Raw genomic sequence first — 18,274 nt, 5'->3', positions numbered from 1 at the left:
GAGCATTGCGGCAACCCTCTTGCCGCGATTGCCGCCACACTGGTGACCATGCTCGACACCTCGGCCCGTCTGCTCAAGCTCCTGTCCCTGCTCCAGGCCCACCGCGACTGGCCGGGCCCCGAGCTGGCCGAGCGGCTCGGGGTGTCGACGCGGACGATCCGCAACGACGTCGAGCGGCTGCGGTCGCTCGGCTACCCCGTGCACGCCACCCCGGGCGTGGCCGGCGGGTACCGGCTGGGGGCGGGGGCGGCACTGCCGCCGCTGCTGCTGGACGACGAGGAGGCGGTGGCGGTCGCGGTCGGGCTGGGGCGGGCGGCCGGGGGCGGCGTCGAGGGGATCGAGGAGACGTCGGTACGCGCGCTGGCCAAGCTCGAACAGGTGCTGCCGGCGAGGCTGCGGCGGCGGGTGAGCGCGCTCAACGCGTACACGGTGCAGATCCCGGGGACGGCGCCGCAGGTGGCCCCCGAGGTGCTGACGACGATCGCGAACGCCGCCCGCGACCACGAGCGGCTGCGGTTCGACTACTCCGGCCACGACGGCGAGGAGAGCGTGCGCGACGTCGAGCCGCACCGGCTGGTGCACCGGCGGGGACGCTGGTACCTGGTCGGCTACGACGTGGACCGGCGGGACTGGCGCACGTTCCGGGTGGACAGGGTGCGCCCGCGCACGCCGTCAGGCCCCCGGTTCGCGCCGAGGGAGCTGCCGGGCGACGGCGACGTGGCGGCGTACGTGGAACGAGGGGTGAGCACGGCGATGCAGCGGCACCACGCGAAGGTGCTGCTGCGGGCGTCGGCCGACCACGTGCGCTCGCTGCGGCTGCCCCTGGACGTCGAGCCGGTGGACGCCGGCACCTGCGTGGTCGGCCTGGGCGGCGACGACCTGCGGGGCATCGCGGTGTGGATCGGGTTCGTCGGCGTGGACTTCGAAGTGCTCGACCCGCCGGAGCTGGCCCAGCACGTGCTGGAGCTGGCGGACCGCTACCGGCGGGCGGGCAGGGCGAGCGGCGGGAGACGGGCGGGCGATCAGGGACGGGAGGCGAGGTAGTCCTCGCGGACCTTCGAGCGCGACAGCTTGCCGGTCGGCGTCCGCGGCAGCACCTCCCGGTATTCGATCAGCCTGGGCTGCTTGAACCGGGCGATGCGCGGCCCGCAGTGCTCCAGCAGCTCGGCCGTCAGCGCGGGCCCCGGCTCGGCGCTCGCGGCGGGCTGGACGAGCGCGACCACGACGTGCCCCCACTCCTCGTCGGGCACCCCGATGACGGCCACGTCGGCGACGGCGGGATGTTCGAGCAGCGCCGCCTCGATCTCGGCGGGGTAGATGTTCACCCCGCCGGAGACGATCAGGTCGGTACGCCGGTCGCACAGGAACAGGTAACCGTCGTCGTCGAAGTAGCCGATGTCGCCGGGGGTGTACCACTCCCCCAGCATGCTGGCGGCCGTCTTGCCGGGGTCCTTGCGGTACTCGAACGTCCCCATGCTGGATTTGACGTAGACCAGGCCGGGCGAGCCGGGAGGCAACTCGCCGCCGGACTCGTCGCAGATCTTCGCCTCGAACGTGGGCACCGGGCGGCCGACCGTGCCGGGCCTGGCCAGCCAGTCGTGCGGTTTGACAGCGAAGGCGATGGTGGACTCGGTCGAGCCGTAATACTCGTACAGGACCGGCCCCCACCAGTCCATGATCTGCTGCTTGACCGCGACGGGACACGCGGCGGCGGTGTGGATGACCTGCCGCAGGCTGGACAGGTCGTAGCGGGCCCGCACCTCGTCGGGCAACTGCAGCATCCGGTGGAACATGGTCGGCACCATCATGGCGTTGGCGATGCGGTGGCGGTCGATCAGCTCCAGGATGTTGACCGGGTCGAAGCGGGGCGCGATCACCACGGTGTGCCCGAGATGCAGCGCGAACTGGGCGTGCGCGCACGGCGCCGAGTGGTACATCGGCGAGGTGACGAGGTGCCGCGCGTCGCCCGGCGTGAGGTCCACGACCTCGCCGAGGAACCACACGTACAGCGGCACCATCGCCTCGGGCTCGGCTCCCGACAGCGGGCGCTGCACGCCTTTGGGAAAGCCGGTGGTGCCGGAGGTGTACCACATGACGGCCCCGGAGGTGCGGTCGCCGGGCGCCTCGGCAGGTTGGCCCGCGGCCAGCCCGTCCGTCCCGATCTCGCCGCCCGGCACGGCGTGGTCGGGCCCGGTGACGACGACCTTGGCGTCGCAGTCCTTCAGGATGTACGCGATCTCCGCCTGGGTCAGGTGCCAGTTGATCGGCACGTAGTAGAGCCCGATCTGCCCGGTGGCCATGACCATGACCACCGCGTCGACGCCGTTGGGCAGCACGCCCGCGACGACGTCGCCGGTGCCGAGACCGCGGGCGCGCAGCCCGTGGGAGACCTGGTTGACGCGGGCGAGCAGCTCACCGTAGGTGGTGCGGGTGCCGTCGGCGTCGATCACGGCGAGGCGGCCGGGGTCGGCGGCGGCGATGGCGTAGAAGCCGGGCAGGCCGCTGATGTCCATCTAGAGCTCCAGGAGGTCGGCGAGCCTGGCGCGGTGGATGCGGGGCGGGCCGAGCAGCACCTCGTCGGCCTTGGCCCTTTTGTAGAACAGGTGGGCGTCGTGCTCCCAGGTGTAGCCGATGCCGCCGTGCAGCAGCAGGTGGTCGCGGGCCACCTCGAAGCAGGCGCGGCCGACGTACGCCTGGGCGAGCGCGGCCGCCTCCGGCAGGTCGGCGGGCGACTCGTCGGCGGCCCACGCGGCGTACCTGACGATCGACTCGGCCTGTTCGAGTTTGGCGTGCATGTCGGCGAGCTTGTGCTTGACGCCCTGGTAGGAGCCGATGTACCGGCCGAACGCGACGCGGATCTTGGCGTAGGCCACGATGGCGTCGAGCGCGGCGCGCATCACGCCGAGCTGCTCGGCGGCCAGCGCCACGCACATCCGCTCGGTGACGCCGCTCTCGGGCGCGGGCCCGAGCAGGCGGGCGGGGGCGCCGTCGAGCACCACGTCGGCCTGGCCGCGGGTGAGGTCGAGCGTCTCCAGCGGGGTCCTGGTGACGCCGGGCCCGGCCAGATCGACGGTCAGCAGCACGGGCCCGTCGGCGGTGCGGGCGGGCACGACCAGCACGGCGGCCTCCATGCCGGACAGCACCTGGGGCAGCCGGCCGGAGGCGGTGGCGCCGTCGTAGGAGACCTCGGCGGAGTGGACGGTGGCGGCGACGCGGCCCTCGGCGATGCCGGCCAGCAGTTCCTTGTCGGGCACCCGGCTGAGCGTGATGGCGGCGAACGCGGTGGCGAGGAAGGGGCCCGGCAGCAGGGCCGCGCCGGTCTCCTCCAGCGCGACGGCCAGCTCGCTCAGCCCGGCGCCCGCGCCGCCGTACTCCTCGGGGACGATCAGGCCGGACAGGCCGAGCTCGCCGTTGAGCCGCGCGTAGACCTGCGGGTCGTACCCCTCGCGGGCCTTCGGGAGCGGCGAGGCGGCGCTCAGGAAGGCGCGTACGGCCGCGCGCAGCTCCTGCTGTTCGGTGCTGAGTACGAGCTTCACCCCTGCGTCCCCACCTTCAGGTCCTTGAACGGCACGGTCTTGTCCACGCGCGGCTCCGGCGGCAGGCCGAGCACGCGGTCACCGATGATGTTGCGCATGATCTCGTTGGTGCCGCCGCCCAGCGCCATGCCGGGAGCCATGGAGATCGCGCGGGCGAGCGGGTGGTCGGCCAGCGTGGACTCGGGGCCGACGAGCCGGGTGGCGAGGTCGGCCTGGAACTGGGTCAGCTCGGCCAGCAGCAGTTTGGCGGCGCTGCCGCGGGCGCCGGGGAAGACGCCGGCCCTGGTCTCCTGCGACAGCCGCTCGTTGAACAGCTCCAGCGCGCGGCTGCGGATGTGCAGCTCGACGAGCTCGTCGCGGACCAGCGGGTCGGCGGTGTCGACCTGCCTGCGCAGCGCGTCGAGCGCGGCCGGGTTCTCCTTCTGGCCGCTCATGCCGACGCCCGCCGAGATCGACAGCCGCTCGTGCAGCAGCGTCGTGACGGCCACGCTCCAGCCGTCGTTGACCTCGCCGACGCGGTGCTCGTCGGGGATCGGCACGGCGTCGAAGAAGATCTCGTTGAAGTTGGCCCGGCCCGACATGTCCTTCAGCGGCCTGACCGTCACGCCGGGGTGGTGCATGTCCACCACGAACATGGTCAGGCCCTTGTGCTTGGGCCGGTCGGCGTCGGTGCGGGCGAGCAGCAGGCCCCAGTCGGCGTGGTGCGCGACGGAGGTCCACACCTTCTGGCCGTCGATGATCCAGTGGTCGCCGTCGCGTACGGCCCTGGTCTGCAGGCTGGCCACGTCGCTGCCGGCGCCCGGCTCGGAGAAGAGCTGGCACCAGACCTCCTCGCCGCGCAGCAGCGGCCGGATGAACCGCTCACGCAGGGCGTCGCTCCCCCGGTCGACGATCGTCGGCCCGGTCATGCCGAGGCCGATCGAGAAGACGTAGGTGGGCAGGGTGAAGTCGCGGGCCTCCTCGGCGAACACCCGCTCCTCCGCCTGGGTCAGGCCCTGGCCGCCCCACTGCTCGGGCCAGCTGATGCCGGAGTAGCCGGCGTCGTACAGCTTGGCCATGAACTCCTTGGCGCGGGAGATCCCGTCGGCCTCCGGGTAGTCGTCGGTCGGTGCGTTCTCCTGCAGCCAGCCTCTGGCCGCACGCCGATACTCAGCAAGGTTCACTTCGACTCCTCGGCATCAGTGCTCACTTACTCTAGTCAGCTCACCCCGGCACGCATAGAGCATTGCTCTGGTGGGTGCCGGGGTGATTCGTCATGGAATCTCCGATGATTCGAGGAGAAGCCGCCCGATGTGATCACCTGACCTGCAGGGGGATGGGTGTGATCGTACGGCCGGGCCGATCCATACGAGCAAGACTGGCGCTGTTCGCCAGCGCGGCCATGACGCTGCTCTGCGTCGCGGCCGCCGCGCTGCTGCTCTGGGCCACCCGCAGCACGATCGTGGACATCAGGACCCGCGAGGTCATCAGCACCGCCCTGCGCGTGGTGTACCTCATCAAGGACCACAACCTGCCCCGCGTCACCTCGATCGACCTCGACGGGCTGCAGGTCGTCGACGCCTCCGGGCAGGTGGTCTCCTCGACGCCCAACCTGGCCGGGTCGCCGCGCCTGATCCGCACGGTCCCCGAGGGGGACGAGGCCACCCGCATCGGTACGGTCTGCGACCGGCCCGAGTTCGCCGGCGACTGCCAGATCGTGGTGTCCTTCCGCGTCTACGAGCCGGAGGGCGACTGGGTCGTCTACGCCTTCGGCCCGTTGCCGCCCTGGTACGTCAGTCCCGCCGCGATCATGTTCCTGCTCCTGTTCACCGTGGTGCTGGTGGCGCTGACCTGGTTCGGCGTCTCGCGGGTGGTGGCGAGGACACTGGACCCCGTCCAGGTCATCACCGAGCGGCTGGCGGCGATCACCGGCGGCGACGGGTCGCTGCGCCTGCCCGTGCCGGACAGCGCCGACGAGATCAGGAGGCTGGCCGAGACCGCGAACCAGACGCTCGAACGCCTGGAGTCGGCACTTGAGCAGCAGCGTCGCTTCGCCTCCGACGCCTCCCACGACCTGCGCAGCCCGATCACCGCCATGCGGACCGAGCTGGAGATGGCGATGCTCGCACCCGAGGAGACCGACTGGCGCGAGACCGGCACGAAGCTGCTGGCCGGCCTCGACCGGCTGCAGAACATCGTCACCGACCTGCTGATGCTGGCCCGGCTGGACGCGGGCGAGCCGGGCACGCTGGAGCCGGTCGGCCTGGGCGAACTGGTCGCCGGCGAGACCGCGACGCCGCGCTCGAAGCAGGTGGTCACCTCGCTGGAGCCGGGCGTCGTGGTCACGGGCGACCGCCACCGGCTGGCCCGCCTGCTGACGAACCTGCTGGACAACGCCGAGCGGCACGCCGAGCGCACGATCACGGTCACCGTACGGGCGCAGGGCCCGCAGGCGGTGCTCGAGGTGCTCGACGACGGCGCGGGCATCGCGCCCGAGCACCGCGAGCGGGTCTTTCAGCGGTTCATGCGTCTCGACGCGGCCCGTAACCGCGACGCGGGCGGCACGGGACTGGGCCTGCCGATCGCGCGGGAGATCGCCGGGACGCACCACGGAACGCTGCGGATCGAGGACTCGGAGACGGGCGCCCGCTTCGTCCTTCGCCTGCCCAGAGTCGGCGGCTGAGCCGGTTTTCCGACCCCACCGAAAGGCGTTCGGTACCCCCAACTACCATGATCACCATGAACGGGACTGTACGTACGTACCGGGGCTCCATATAACCAGAAGGACTGACGTCCGTTTTGTCCTATAAATACTAGTGATCAGAAGTTAGAGTTACCCGCTGTGACAACTGGTTTCAGCCGATTACGGCGCGAGGATTTGCTGAAGACGGCCTGCGAGGTGATCGCGGAGCAAGGTTTCGGGCACACCAGGACCCTGGACATCGCCAGGGCGGCCGGAGTGAGCCAGGCCCTGCTCTTCTACCACTTCGAGACCAAGGAGCGGCTGCTCGCGCAGGCATTCGGCTATGCGGCACGCGTGCACCTCGAGGCGCTCGCCGACGTCGAACGTTCCTCCGGCACACCGCTCGAGCGCCTGCGCTCCCTGCTCAGGCTCTGCTCGCCGGCGATCCCCACGGAAGGCTGGCGGCTCTGGATCGACGCCTGGTCCGAGGCGATGCGCAGCACCGAACTGGAGGAGACCTCCCGGCGCATCGACGCCAGGGGGCGCACGCTGATGCGCACGATCATCGAGGCGGGCGTGGCGAGCGGCGACTTCGACTGCGACGATCCCGACTCGGCGACGTGGCGGCTGTTCGCCCTGATCGACGGCCTCGCGGTGCAGACGCACACGCATCCCAAGGTGTTGTCACGGCGGCGCGTCAACGTGCTCATCCGTACGGCGGCGGCCAAGGAGCTGGGGGTGGACGCGGAAAACCTGTGACCCTCACCTTCCCAGCGCTATTGGATGCTTCGTACAATTACTGGGCGAGGAGAGGAGTGCAGCGATGACGTCCGCACCACGCTCTACCGCCCCCCAGGAACGCGACGAGCACGTCGGCGACGGCGGCGCCTACCGCGCGGTCATCGAACGCCTCTCGAAGGCGTCCGTCGACAAGCACTGGGAGCCCTACCGCGACATCCCGTGGGACGACCCGGAGTTCCACGTGGACCCGTCCGATCCGCGCTGGGAGCTGCCCGGGGTCGACCGGCTGGGCGGCCACCCCTGGTACCGCGCCCAGCCCCCCGAGGTGCGGGCGCGGATCGGGCTGTGGCGGGTGGCCACCGCGATGAAGATCGGCCTGCAGTTCGAGAACCTGCTCAAGCGCGGGCTGCTCAACTACGCCTACCGGCTGCCCAACGGGTCACCCGAGTTCCGGTACGTCTACCACGAGACCATCGAAGAGGGACATCACGGGATGATGTTCCAGGAGTTCGTGAACCGTACCGGGATGCCGATCCGTGGCATGCCGCGCCCGCTGTCGGCCGTCGCGCAGGTCGCGCCCTGGATCCCGCTGATCTCGACCGAGCTGTTCTTCGTGTTCGTGCTCGGCGGCGAGGACCCGATCGACCACGTCCAGCGCAGGGTGCTCAAGGACAGCAGGCCGCACCACCCGCTGGAGGAGACCATCATGCGCATCCACGTCGCGGAGGAGGCCAGGCACATCTCGTTCGCCCGGCACTACCTGCGCAGCCGGGTGCCCAGGATGCCGGCGTACCGGCGGTTCCTGCTCGGCCTGTTCGCGCCGGTCGTGCTCGGCGTGATGGCGCGCATCATGCTCGCTCCGCCCGGGCCGATGATCCGGCGCTTCGGCATCCCCGCGAGCGTGGTCGCCGACGTCTATCTGCGCGACCCGGACGCCGGGCGCGAGGTCCGCGACTCGGTGGCCCGCACGCGCGAGCTGTGCGCCGAAATAGGGCTGGTCAACCGGGTCAGCAGGCGGGTCTGGCAGCTCATGGGAGTCTGGGCGGACGCCGCGCCGTCACGACCTCGGTGACCGTCGTCAGCGCCCACCGGCCGTGCCGGGTCGCCCGCGATCCAGTGCACGTTCGGCGAGCGCCGCGCCAGGCGCCTGCCTCGGTCAGCATGCCTAGGCCGGGATCGACGGCCAGGACTTCGCGCACCCGTCCGGCCAGCGGGATCGCCGGCGTGCCAGGGCCGTAGCCGAGATAAAGCACCGTGCTGTCCGCCCCGAACGCCGCCGCCAGGTGAGCGATCACCGGCTCCCGTGGGCGGGAGCGATATTTCGCGTAGCAGGGGGCCGCGCCGCCGAACAGGTCCGCCATGGGTGGGACCATATACAGGTTCATGACGAGGTTCGATGGAAGGTTTCGATCTGTGAGGCGGCTACTCACGGTCCTGCTGCTCGCCGTCGCGGCGACCGGGCTGCTCTGGTCCCCCGCGCGGGCGCACAACGTGCTCATCGGCAGCGACCCCAAGGACGGAGCCGCGCTGACGGCCGCGCCCGAGCGGGTGACGCTGGTGTTCGACCAGGCGGTGCGTCAGGGGTACGCGCAGGTGGGCGTCACGTCGGCGGACGGCGGCTCATGGGCCGACGGTGCCGCCTCGGTGGCGGCGGAACGGGTCAGCGTCCAGGTCAAGCCGTTGCCCGCCGGGTCGTACGTGGTGGGCTACCGCATCCTGTCGTCCGACGGGCACCCGGTCACCGGGAAGATCTCCTTCACCGTGACGGGCGGCGCCGCCGCCGCGCCCGCCGCGCGGGAGACGGCCGGCGGCTCCGACGCGGCGGCGGCCGAGGCGGCGGCCAACGGCGGTGCCGGGATGGCCGTGCTGTGGGTCCTGGGCGCCCTGATCGTCCTGGCCGCGGGCACCATCGTCGCCCTCCGCCGCTCGACCCCCGCATCCCCAGCCACCGCCCCTGCAGAACCCGCACCCCCAGCGACCGCCCCCGCAGAATCCGCACCCCCAACCCCTGCGAACTCCTCAACCCCCACCCCTGACTCCGCATCCCCAACCCCTGCGGGCTCCTCGACTCCTTCCCCTGACTCCGAGGCCCCGGCCCCGGCGGTGGGCGACGGTGGCCGTTCTGGTGAGGGGGCTCGGGCGTGAGTGTGGTCGCTCCCCCGCTGCCGCGGACGCGGGAGGTCGGCGGGCGGCTGGTCGCCGGGGCGTTCGGGGTGTGCGCGGTCGTCGCGGCCGTGGCGGCCAGTTCGCTGACGGCGCAGGAGTCCGTGCCGGGCATCCCCATGCCGGGGCCCGTCGTGGAGATCGGCCTGCCCCTCGTCAGGGCGCTGCTCGACATCGCCGCCGTGGCCGTGGTCGGGCTCAGCCTGCTGCCCAAGCTGCTCGGCTTCAACGCGCCAGAGCGTACCGAGCCGGTCCTGGTGCGGGTGCGCCCGCTGGCGGTGGTGGCCGCGTGGGCGTGGGCGATCTGCGCGCTGTTCACGGTCGTCTTCCAGACGGCCGAGCTCAACCCCGGCGTGGTGCCGACGTTCGGGATGATCGCGGACTACGTCGACACCGTCGGCACGGGACAGGGACTGCTGTTCAGCGCCGCGTGCGCGCTGGCGGCGGCCGGGATCGGGCTGATGGCGGTGCGGTTCGGCGAGAAGGTGCCGGCCGAGCTGCGGGTGATCGTGGGGTTGTTCGGGCTGCTGCCGATCCCGGTCACCGGCCACGCCGTCAACTCGGTCTGGCACGACCCCATCATGATCTCGATGGAGGTCCACGTGATGGGCGCGGCGGCGTGGGCCGGCGGGCTGGTCGTCACGGTCGCCTTCCTCGCGCCGCACCACGACCTGCTGGCGGTGGCGCTGCCGAGGTTCTCCAGGACGGCGACCGTCTGCCTGCTCCTGGTGTCGCTGTCGGGCCTGATCACGGGGCTCGGCACGATGGCGCTCACGCCCGGCGTGACACTGCCCGACGCGATCGTGACCAGCCACTACGGACTGCTGGTCGTGGCCAAGGCGGCGCTGGTGGCGCTGCTCGTGCCGCTCGCCGCGCACATCCGCTTCCGGCTGCTGCCCGCCATCAGGAGGGGGCAGGCCACCGCCCTGGTCGGGTGGACGGTGGCCGAGGTGAGCGTGATGGGGCTGGCGTACGGGGTGGCGGTGGCGATCACCCGCGCCTCGATCGCCTGACCGCCCCTCCTGCCCGGAACCTCAGGTGGTGGCGAGAGCCTCAGGCGGTGGTGGGAGCCTCAGGTGGTGGCCGGAGCCTCAGGTGGTGGCCGGAGCCGCCACCACCGGGGCGGGCGTCCCCACGGGTTGAGCCCTCCTGCGGCCGGTGAGTGCCTCGATCGCCAGCCAGGCGACGAGCAGGCCGATGCCGGCCCACACCGCCGACGACGTGGCGAGCGGGGGCGCTCCGAGCAGCCCCTCCTGGCCCTTGAGAGCGCCGTAGACCGGCCCCATGACCGCGTTCTGCACCACGAGCGCGCCGTACGCGGCGGCGGTCGCGACGACCGTGCCCAGCACCGCCCGCACGTACGGCATGCGCACCAGGAACGCGACGTCCACCAGCAACCCGGCCACGACCAGGAAGAACGGCAGCGCGGACGGCGGGAAGCCGGTGAAGGTGAGCAGCGGCCAGATCACGGTCCTGAACCCGACGTAGCCGGCCGCGACGAGCGTCGCCGCGCCGGACCTGCCGATCAGCCGCCTGGCCAGCACCAGCACGGACAGCCCGACGACCACCGCGTAGACCGGGTAGAGGTAGTCGGGCACCGGCAGCGTGAACCCGGCCATCATCTCCCTGTCGATGGGCCGGTTCATCTGGTCGGCCGCGAACTGGAGCAGGATGGGCTCGGCGTAGGTCGCCTTGTTGTCCCAGGCGCCGAGCGAGAGCACGCCGTACTCCTGGTGCTGCTCGGGGAAGTGCACGTTCTCCAGGAAGAACGCGAAGAAGGCGCCCAGCACGACCGTGCGCTCGCGCCCGGGCGGCGCGCCCATGAACCAGCCCCTGATCACGCCGGCGATCATGAAGAACGTCCCGACGTACAGCATGATGTGGGACGGGCTCCACGAGGTGATGTCGAGCCCGTTGACGCGGTGGTTGATCAGGTCGAGCGGCACCGCGACGAGGAAGACGCCGGTGCCCCACTGGATGAGCTTGAGCGCCTTCTTGTCGACGCCGTAGCCGGTGTAGCCGTGGATCAGGGTGAGGGCGACGGCGACGGCGGTGCCGGCGGAGTTGAGCAGGTGGGGCGGCGCGAGGTCGTCACGCAGCCACTTGAAGTGCCAGGAGACGTCCCAGGCCGAGCCGAGCAGCTTGAGCGTGAGCGCCACCAGCCAGCCGAAGTAGAGCACCCTGAACAGGTCGGGCGGTGTGTCGCGGCCTGCCTCGCCGCGGGTCCAGTAGGGCAGGGCCCACGCGGCGGCCTTCTTGAGCGTTGCTGGAGACTTCACGGCAGAGAATCTTACGGTCAGCCGCCCGGAACGCCGCTCCCGGCCGGGCTCGCGGTCGCCCGCAGGGAGAACATCAGCGGGATCCGCGGCGCGCCGGCGGGCGGGCGGTAGCCGCCGTCGCGTTCCGTGTAGGTGCCGAAGCGGCGGAACAACGTGTGGTCGTGCTCGTGCAGGAACTCCAGGCGCAGGCCGGCGTTCGCGACCGCGGTGACGATCTCACCCATGCCGTGCCTGAACTCCACGGACGTCCGGTGTTCGAGCACTTCGGGGCCGGTGTAGGTGTGCGGGTAGTCCCAGACGTGGGGGCCGCGGTCGAAGTAGTCGCTGGTGACCTTGGTGCCGGTTTCGTCGTCGAGGACCTCGGTGAACGGGTGGAAATCGGCGACATAGAGGAATCCGCCGGGTTTGAGCAGGCGGGCGACGGTCCCGGCCCAGCGGGTGAGGTCGGGCAGCCAGACGAGGGCTCCGATGCCGGTGTAGACGATGTCGTACGTCGCGCCGAGCGCCTCGGGAGCGTCGTACACGTCGGCCGTGACGAACCGCGCCGGGATGCCGCACTCCGCGGCGATGCGCTCGGCCTCATGGATCGCGGCGTCGGACAGGTCGAGGCCGGTCACCTCCGCGCCCAGCCTGGCCCAGGAGAGGGTGTCGAGGCCGAAGTGGCACTGCAGGTGCACCAGGCTGCGGCCGGTCACCTCGCCGACCTCCTCGATCTCGAACGCGCGCAGCGGGCTGCGGCCGGACTTGAAGCCCGCGACGTCGTAGAAGGAGCTGGCGACGTGGACGGGGACGCGCGCGTTCCAGTTGTCCCGGTTGATGCGCAGGTAGTCGACCATGATCGTGATGATAGGCAGCCGATCGCCGGGTTTTCAGCACGTTTTCCTGGAGCTCAGGCGTACCGGAAGGTGCTTGAGGCCGTTCTGGAAGTTGGAGGTGAGGCGGCGGGGCGGGGCGGCGAGTTCGACGTCCCACTTGAGCAGCTCCCTGAACACCGAGCGGAGCTGGGCGCGGGCCAGGTGCGCGCCGAGGCAGAAGTGCGGGCCGAAGCCGAAGCTGACGTGGTCGTTGGGGGTGCGGGCGATGTCGAAGCGGTCGGGGTCGGGGAAGACGGCCGGGTCGCGGTTGGCGGAGGCGTGGTAGACGACCACCTTCTCGCCCGCCCTGATCCGCTGCCCGCCGAGGGTGAGGTCGTGGGTCGCCGTACGCCTGAAGTGCATGACCGGCGGCCAGAAGCGCAGCATCTCCTCGATGGCGGAGTCGAGCAGCTCGGGGTGCGCGCGCAGGCGCTCCAGCTGGTCCGGGTGCTCAAGGAGGGTGAGCAGGCCGCCGGGGATGCCGTTGCGCAGGGTCTCGTTCCCGGCGACGGCGAACAGGAAGAACATGTTCTCGAACTCGGCCTCCGTCAGGCCGCCCTTCCGCATGGCGGACATGACGGACTCGTCGTCCACGGGGGACTCTCCCAGCGCGTGCGCGTAGGCGAACATGTCGGCCAGGGCCGCCCGCGACCGCGGGTTGACGCCGGGCCGCGGCTCCGGCCTGGCTTTGACGGCCTGACGGCCCATGGGGGTCAGGGAGGCGACGTCCGCCGTGGACAGGCCCGCGTAGTCGGCGTCCTGGTAGCCGATGACGCGCGACGCCCAGTCGTAAAGCAGCCGCCTGTCCTGCGCGGGCACCCCCATGACGTGCGCCAGCGTCCAGACGGGCAGGTCGGCGGCCACCTCCACGACGTCGCACTCCCCCGCCTCGAACAGCGCCGCCGCCCGCCGCTCGATCGTCCGCTCCAGGGCTCGTACGGCGCGGGGCGTGAAGGCCGCCGCCACGATCCTGCGCAGCCTGGAGTGACCCGGTGGGTCCATGTTCAACATCTGCACCTGGACGAACTCCAGGTCGGACGGGGTGTCGGGGTCGCGGATCTGGGTGGCGCCGAGATGGGAGGAGAAGTCCTCCGGGGTACGGAGGACGTGCTTGACGTCGGCATGCCGGAACACCGCCCAGTACCCGGGCCCCGCCCGCCACGGCCCCACCGGAGGCTCGGGGACGCGGCAGACGGGGCTCTCCTCGCGCAGCCGGGCGAAGAGCTCGTACGGGACGGCCCGGTCGTAGGTGGAGGGCAGGAACACCTCGACCACATCACCCCCAAGGTCCGCCTCCTTCGCCCGCAGCCGCCGATCCCGCTCCCCCGGTCTCTGATCCGGCTCCGTCGCCTGGCGCCACCGATCCCGCTCGCCCGGCCTCTGGTCCGCCGCCTCGGGCCTCGGTCTTCGGGGGCGTCGGGGGCGTCGGTCCATCGCACCGTCGTCGTTCGCGGCCGACATGTGCATCCTCCGGGCTCGTCCACAGGCAGTTCGCGGGGCGTGGCCGGTTGTCCACAGGTCGTGCGTGCGGCGGCCCGCCCGTCCTGTCCAGCGTGCATGATGTCCGCGTGACTCCAGAAGACGCAGAGGCGATCCTCCAGGAATACTTCGCCCCCTGGATCCGTCAGCTCGGGCTGCGCGTGGAGGAGGTCGGCGAGCGCCACGCGATCGTCCGCCTCCCCTGGTCCGACGACCTGGCGAGGGAGGGCGGCGGGCTGTGCGGCCAGGCCATGATGGCCGCCGCCGACACCGCCACGGTCGTCGCGATCTCGGCGGCGCGCGGCGGGTTCGTGCCGATGACGACGGTGCAGCAGTCCACCACGTTCCAGCGCCCGGTGGTCGGCGACGACGTGCTGATCGACGTCCGCATCACCAAGCTCGGGCGCACGCTCGCCTTCTCCGAGATCACCTTGCGTGCGGCGGAGAGCTCCGAAACGGCCGCCCACGCCACGACCGTCTACGCACTCCTGGCCTGACCCCCGCCTCGGCCAGGGTCCGCGCCCTGCCAGCGTGAGCGTGCGCCGCCCTGGCCACGGTCTGCGCGATGCCGGGGCATGAGCGCACGCCCAGCCGCGGTCCGCGCACTGCCGGCATGAGCGTTCGCACAGGGCGCGCGGGTTCGGGACCTGAGCCGCGAGGGTTCGGGACCTGAGTGCGAGGGTTCGGGGCCTCAGCGGCGAGGGTTTGCGCGATCTTGCCGGAACGGCCGCTGACCAATCCTTTCAACCCCGGTTCACTCCTGGGCGGTGTCCGCGCGGGCGCCGTCTCAGGGATCTCTCAGGTGCGGAAAGTAGGCTCACCACATGAAGCGTGTGGCCGCTCTGGTAGTGGCACTCGCCCTCATCGGGGTGGCGACATGGCTCGTATGGCCGTCGGCGCCCCAGGTGCGGGGCCAAGACCAGCAGATAACCGTCGTCGACGGACCGTCGGACGACCAACGGGTCGAACTCGACACGACGTTCTTCCCGCCGCCGGAAGGCGGAAAAGCGCCCGTCATCCTGCTCGCCCACGGTTTCGGCGGCAGCAAGCAGAGCATGCGGGACCAAGCGGTCCGCCTCGCCCAGCAGGGCTACGGCGTGCTGACGTGGTCGGCGCGCGGCTTCGGCCGTTCCGGCGGCCAGATCGCGCTCAACTCGCCCGACTACGAGGTCAAAGACGTCAAGCAGCTGATCGACTGGCTCGCCAAACGTCCCGACGTGCAGCTCGACGCGGCGGGCGACCCTCGTGTGGGCATCGCGGGCGGCTCCTACGGCGGCGCCATCGCGCTGATGACGGCGGCGTACGACCAGCGCGTCGATGCGATCGTCCCGCAGATCACCTGGTCCGACCTGTCCGACGCGCTGTTCCCCAACGCGGCCGCGCCGAGCTCGGGCGAGACGGCCGGTGGGGTCTTCAAGCGCATGTGGGCCGGCATCTTCTTCGGCCAGGGCGTCTCGCTCGACGCCTCGTCGCTGCTGGGCCGGCGTGAGGCCGCCGCGCCGCTGACGCCTGAGCAGGCGCGGTGCGGCAGGTTCCTGCCCGCCATCTGCGACATCTACCAGCAGGTCGCCACCGACGGCCAGGCCACGCCCGAGGCGGTGGAGCTGCTGCGCAAGTCCAGCCCCGTCACGGTGGCCGGGCAGATCAAGGCGCCGACGCTGCTCATCCAGGGGCAGCGCGACTCGCTGTTCCCGATCGGCCACGCCGACGCCAACGCCAAGGCCATCGCCGCCGCCGGCACGCCGGTGAGCATCGCCTGGTTCGACGGCGGGCACGACGGCGGCAACGGCGAGGCCGACTGGCTGTTCGAGCAGACCTCGGCCTGGTTCGGCCACTACCTCAAGGGCGAGGGCTCGGGTGACGCCGCGACGCCGGTGAGCGCGTTCACGGTGACCCGCGACGGCGGACGCGACCCCGGCACCCGCCAGCGCATCCGCCTGCACCCCGAGGCCGACTCCTACCCCGGCCTGACCGGCACCGACACCACTGCCGTCGAGCTGAGCGGCCCCGCGCAGAACGTCGTCAACCCGCCGGGCGGCGCGCCCGCCTCCATCTCCACGGTGCCGGGCATCGGCGGCCTGCTGGGCGGCCAGGGCACCGGCATCTCCCTGGACATGCCGGGCCAGAGCGCGGCCTTCGAGTCCGGGCCGCTCACCGCGCCGCTCCAGCTCACGGGCAGCCCGACCGTCAAGGTCACGGTGACGGGCAAGGGCGAGGCGACGCTGTTCGCCAAGCTCTACGACGTGGCCGACGCCCTCCAGCCGCCCACCCTGCCCGCGGGGCTGGTGGCGCCGTTCCGGGTGACCATCCCCGAGGGCGCGGGCAGCGCCGAGGCGACGATCACGCTGCCGGCCGTCGACCACCGCTTCGCCGTGGGCCACCGCCTGCGCCTGGTGGTGACGACGACCGACATGGGCTTCGCGACGCCGGCCCAGCCCGCCGCGTACCAGGTGGCGCTGGCCTCCCCCGCCCTGACCGTCCCCACGGTCTCGACGCTGGCCGCCGCGCCGACGGGGGTCGCGTGGTGGGTGTGGGCGATGCCGCTGGCCGCCGTGGTGATCGCCGCGATCATCCTGGCCACGGGCCGCACCTCCTCCCGCCGCCGCCCGGCCTCCCCCACCAGGTCCATCCCCTCCGACGCCACCGAGGCGAGAGAGAGCGTGGCCGCCAACCTCACCACCGCCGGGGCGTCTCGAAGCACGGCCGGCCCGAACGGCAAGACGCACGGCCACGACACGTCCAGCGACACCACCGCCAACGAGACGCCCGCGACCGGCACGAACGGCGAGACGCGCGAGCGTGACGTGGCCGGTGACGCCGCCGCACGCAACGAGGATGCCGGTCGCGAGGTCGCCGGGGCCGGTACGGGGGTGCCGCTAGAGATCAGTGGGCTGACCAAGGCGTACAGGAACGGTGAGCTGGCCGTCGACAACCTGTCGTTCCGCGTCGAGCAGGGCCAGGTGCTGGGGCTGCTCGGCCCCAACGGCGCCGGCAAGACGACGACGATGCGGATGATGATGGGCCTCATCCAGCCCGACGCCGGCGAGATCCGCATCTTCGGCGAGCGGGTGACGCCGGGCGCGCCCGTGCTGTCGAGGCTGGGGTCGTTCGTCGAGGGGCCGGGGTTCCTGCCTCATCTGTCGGGGCGCGACAACATCCAGCTCTACTGGGCGGCCACCGGCAGGCCCACCGCCGACGCCCACTTCGACGAGGCGCTGGAGATCGCCGGTCTCGGCAAGGCGCTGGAGCGGGCCGTACGCACCTACTCACAGGGCATGCGGCAACGGCTGGCCATCGCCCAGGCGATGCTCGGCCTGCCCGACCTGCTCGTGCTCGACGAGCCCACCAACGGGCTCGACCCACCCCAGATCCGGGAGATGCGCGAGGTGCTCAAGCGCTACGCGCGCGACGGCCGTACCGTGATCGTCTCCAGCCACATGCTGGCCGAGGTCGAGCAGGCCTGCAGCCACGTCGTGGTGATGCAGCGCGGGCGGCTGGTCTCGACCGGCCCCGTCTCGCGGCTGCTCAGCTCGGCCGCGACAGGAAACGGGCACGGACCGCGCTTGGAAGACGTGTTCCTCGACCTCATCGGAGACAAAGGGTGACCACCGCGACCGGTTACGCGCCCCGCCGCACGCTGCCGCTGCGGGTGGAGATCGTCAGGCAGTTCAAGCGGCGGCGGACGATCGGCATGTTCGCGCTGCTGCTGGCGTTGCCGTGGATCCTGGTGATCGCGTTCCAGTTCGGGCCGCAGTCGAGCGGGCAGGGGCAGTCGTCGCTGCGCATCTCCGACCTGGCCACCGAGAGCGGCCTCAACTTCGCCGCCTTCGCCCTGTCGGTGTCGGCCAGCTTCCTGCTGGTGGTGGCGGTGGCGCTGTTCTGCGGCGACACCGTGGCCAGCGAGGCCAACTGGTCGTCGCTGCGCTACCTGCTGGCGGCCCCGGTCCCCCGCGACCGGCTGCTGCGCCAGAAACTGATCGTCGCGCTCGGCTACTCGGCGGCGGCGGTGATCTGCCTGCCGCTGATGGCGCTGCTGGCGGGCACGCTGGCGTTCGGCTGGGACGACATCCAGGTGCCCGGCACGGGTGAGGTCATCCCGGCGCTCGACGTCCTGCCCCGGTTCGGCATCGTGATCGGGTACGCCCTGGTCAGCCAGCTCGTGGTGGCCGCCCTGGCCTTCCTCATCTCCACGATGACCGACTCGCCGCTCGGCGCGGTGGGCGGGGCCGTCGGGCTGTGGATCATCTGCACGATCCTGCAGGCGGTCGAGGCGCTGGGGTCGCTGCGCGAGTTCCTGCCGACGTTCTGGAACAACGCCTGGCTCGACGCCCTGGCGCCGGAGCTCGACTGGAGCGGCATGGCCAAGGGCGCCTCGGTCTCGATCACGTACGCCGCGATCCTGATCGCCATCGCCTTCCGCCGCTTCCGCAGAAAGGACGTAGTGAGCTGACGCTCCACCCCTGACCTCGGGAGCCACCAGACGATCGATGGCGGGGCACCCGGCACCTGTGGCCGGGCACCCCGCCATCGGCGCTGTGCACCCTGCACGAGCGGCACGGC

The 18,274-nt window shown here is 71.7% G+C and carries 16 protein-coding genes; 9 read left to right on the top strand and 7 right to left on the bottom strand.

The genetic code is table 11. From position 1 onward, the window contains the following. Positions 1-48 precede the first annotated feature (48 nt). The gene (locus tag AB0K18_RS25345; RefSeq protein WP_364918499.1) at positions 49-1,044 is read left to right on the top strand and encodes a YafY family protein; all 996 of its coding nucleotides are present in this window, start codon (positions 49-51) and stop codon (positions 1,042-1,044) included. Here AB0K18_RS25345 and AB0K18_RS25340 read toward each other — a convergent pair. The 3 genes from AB0K18_RS25340 to AB0K18_RS25330 are packed head-to-tail and all read right to left on the bottom strand — an operon-like array spanning position 1,023 to position 4,699. Beyond that, positions 1,023-2,513: an AMP-binding protein gene (locus tag AB0K18_RS25340; RefSeq protein ID WP_364918497.1), complete on the bottom strand. Its 1,491-nt coding sequence runs from the start codon at positions 2,511-2,513 to the stop codon at positions 1,023-1,025. The two genes, AB0K18_RS25345 and AB0K18_RS25340, sit on opposite strands and share 22 nt — an antisense overlap. Next, the gene (locus AB0K18_RS25335) at positions 2,514-3,536 is read right to left on the bottom strand and encodes an acyl-CoA dehydrogenase family protein (RefSeq protein WP_364918494.1); all 1,023 of its coding nucleotides are present in this window, start codon (positions 3,534-3,536) and stop codon (positions 2,514-2,516) included. It abuts the gene before it with no gap. After that, the gene (locus AB0K18_RS25330; RefSeq protein ID WP_364918491.1) at positions 3,533-4,699 is read right to left on the bottom strand and encodes an acyl-CoA dehydrogenase family protein; all 1,167 of its coding nucleotides are present in this window, start codon (positions 4,697-4,699) and stop codon (positions 3,533-3,535) included. The genes AB0K18_RS25335 and AB0K18_RS25330 overlap by 4 nt, the downstream gene beginning before the upstream one ends. 158 nt (positions 4,700-4,857) lie before the next feature. Here AB0K18_RS25330 and AB0K18_RS25325 point away from each other — a divergent pair, with 158 nt between their 5' ends. From AB0K18_RS25325 to AB0K18_RS25315, 3 genes are all read left to right on the top strand, one after another. Further along, positions 4,858-6,198, top strand: coding sequence for a HAMP domain-containing sensor histidine kinase (locus AB0K18_RS25325; RefSeq protein WP_364918488.1), 1,341 nt, complete (start codon positions 4,858-4,860; stop codon positions 6,196-6,198). 159 nt (positions 6,199-6,357) lie between these two features. Beyond that, positions 6,358-6,957, top strand: coding sequence for a TetR family transcriptional regulator C-terminal domain-containing protein (locus tag AB0K18_RS25320; RefSeq protein ID WP_364918485.1), 600 nt, complete (start codon positions 6,358-6,360; stop codon positions 6,955-6,957). A 64-nt stretch (positions 6,958-7,021) separates the two neighbouring features. Beyond that, the gene (locus AB0K18_RS25315) at positions 7,022-8,011 is read left to right on the top strand and encodes a diiron oxygenase (protein ID WP_364918482.1); all 990 of its coding nucleotides are present in this window, start codon (positions 7,022-7,024) and stop codon (positions 8,009-8,011) included. Here the strand turns inward: AB0K18_RS25315 and AB0K18_RS25310 are convergent. After that, a complete protein-coding gene (locus tag AB0K18_RS25310) occupies positions 7,968-8,300 on the bottom strand; it encodes a hypothetical protein (protein WP_364918479.1) in 333 nt (110 codons plus the stop codon). The two genes, AB0K18_RS25315 and AB0K18_RS25310, sit on opposite strands and share 44 nt — an antisense overlap. Positions 8,301-8,352: 52 nt before the next feature. Here AB0K18_RS25310 and AB0K18_RS25305 point away from each other — a divergent pair, with 52 nt between their 5' ends. After that, positions 8,353-9,084 carry a copper resistance CopC family protein gene (locus AB0K18_RS25305; RefSeq protein WP_364918476.1) on the top strand — a complete coding sequence of 244 codons (732 nt, stop codon included), beginning with the start codon at positions 8,353-8,355 and terminating at the stop codon, positions 9,082-9,084. Further along, positions 9,081-10,115 (top strand): CopD family protein, encoded by a 1,035-nt coding sequence (locus AB0K18_RS25300; RefSeq protein ID WP_364918473.1) that lies wholly within the window; start codon positions 9,081-9,083, stop codon positions 10,113-10,115. The genes AB0K18_RS25305 and AB0K18_RS25300 overlap by 4 nt, the downstream gene beginning before the upstream one ends. A gap of 78 nt (positions 10,116-10,193) precedes the next feature. Here AB0K18_RS25300 and AB0K18_RS25295 read toward each other — a convergent pair whose 3' ends face one another. The 3 genes from AB0K18_RS25295 to AB0K18_RS25285 are packed head-to-tail and all read right to left on the bottom strand — an operon-like array spanning position 10,194 to position 13,510. After that, the gene (locus AB0K18_RS25295; protein WP_364918470.1) at positions 10,194-11,381 is read right to left on the bottom strand and encodes a hypothetical protein; all 1,188 of its coding nucleotides are present in this window, start codon (positions 11,379-11,381) and stop codon (positions 10,194-10,196) included. 17 nt (positions 11,382-11,398) lie between these two features. Continuing rightward, a complete protein-coding gene (locus AB0K18_RS25290; protein WP_364918467.1) occupies positions 11,399-12,217 on the bottom strand; it encodes a class I SAM-dependent methyltransferase in 819 nt (272 codons plus the stop codon). Between the two features lie 33 nt (positions 12,218-12,250). Beyond that, positions 12,251-13,510: a cytochrome P450 gene (locus AB0K18_RS25285; RefSeq protein ID WP_364918465.1), complete on the bottom strand. Its 1,260-nt coding sequence runs from the start codon at positions 13,508-13,510 to the stop codon at positions 12,251-12,253. Between the two features lie 293 nt (positions 13,511-13,803). Between AB0K18_RS25285 and AB0K18_RS25280 the strand changes: the two genes are divergently transcribed. From AB0K18_RS25280 to AB0K18_RS25270, 3 genes are all read left to right on the top strand, one after another. Continuing rightward, on the top strand, positions 13,804-14,211 hold the full coding sequence (locus tag AB0K18_RS25280) for a PaaI family thioesterase (protein ID WP_364918462.1): 408 nt from the start codon (positions 13,804-13,806) through the stop codon (positions 14,209-14,211). Between the two features lie 327 nt (positions 14,212-14,538). After that, positions 14,539-17,319 (top strand): CocE/NonD family hydrolase, encoded by a 2,781-nt coding sequence (locus AB0K18_RS25275; RefSeq protein ID WP_364918459.1) that lies wholly within the window; start codon positions 14,539-14,541, stop codon positions 17,317-17,319. Then, positions 17,316-18,164: an ABC transporter permease subunit gene (locus tag AB0K18_RS25270; RefSeq protein ID WP_364918456.1), complete on the top strand. Its 849-nt coding sequence runs from the start codon at positions 17,316-17,318 to the stop codon at positions 18,162-18,164. The genes AB0K18_RS25275 and AB0K18_RS25270 overlap by 4 nt, the downstream gene beginning before the upstream one ends. The last annotated feature ends 110 nt before the right edge of the window (positions 18,165-18,274 follow it).

Source organism: Nonomuraea sp. NPDC049421 (assembly GCF_040677005.1).
Taxonomy (GTDB): domain Bacteria; phylum Actinomycetota; class Actinomycetes; order Streptosporangiales; family Streptosporangiaceae; genus Nonomuraea; species Nonomuraea salmonea.
The sequence above is the reverse complement of the archived record's forward strand: the minus strand, read 5'-3'. Positions and strand labels throughout refer to the sequence as shown.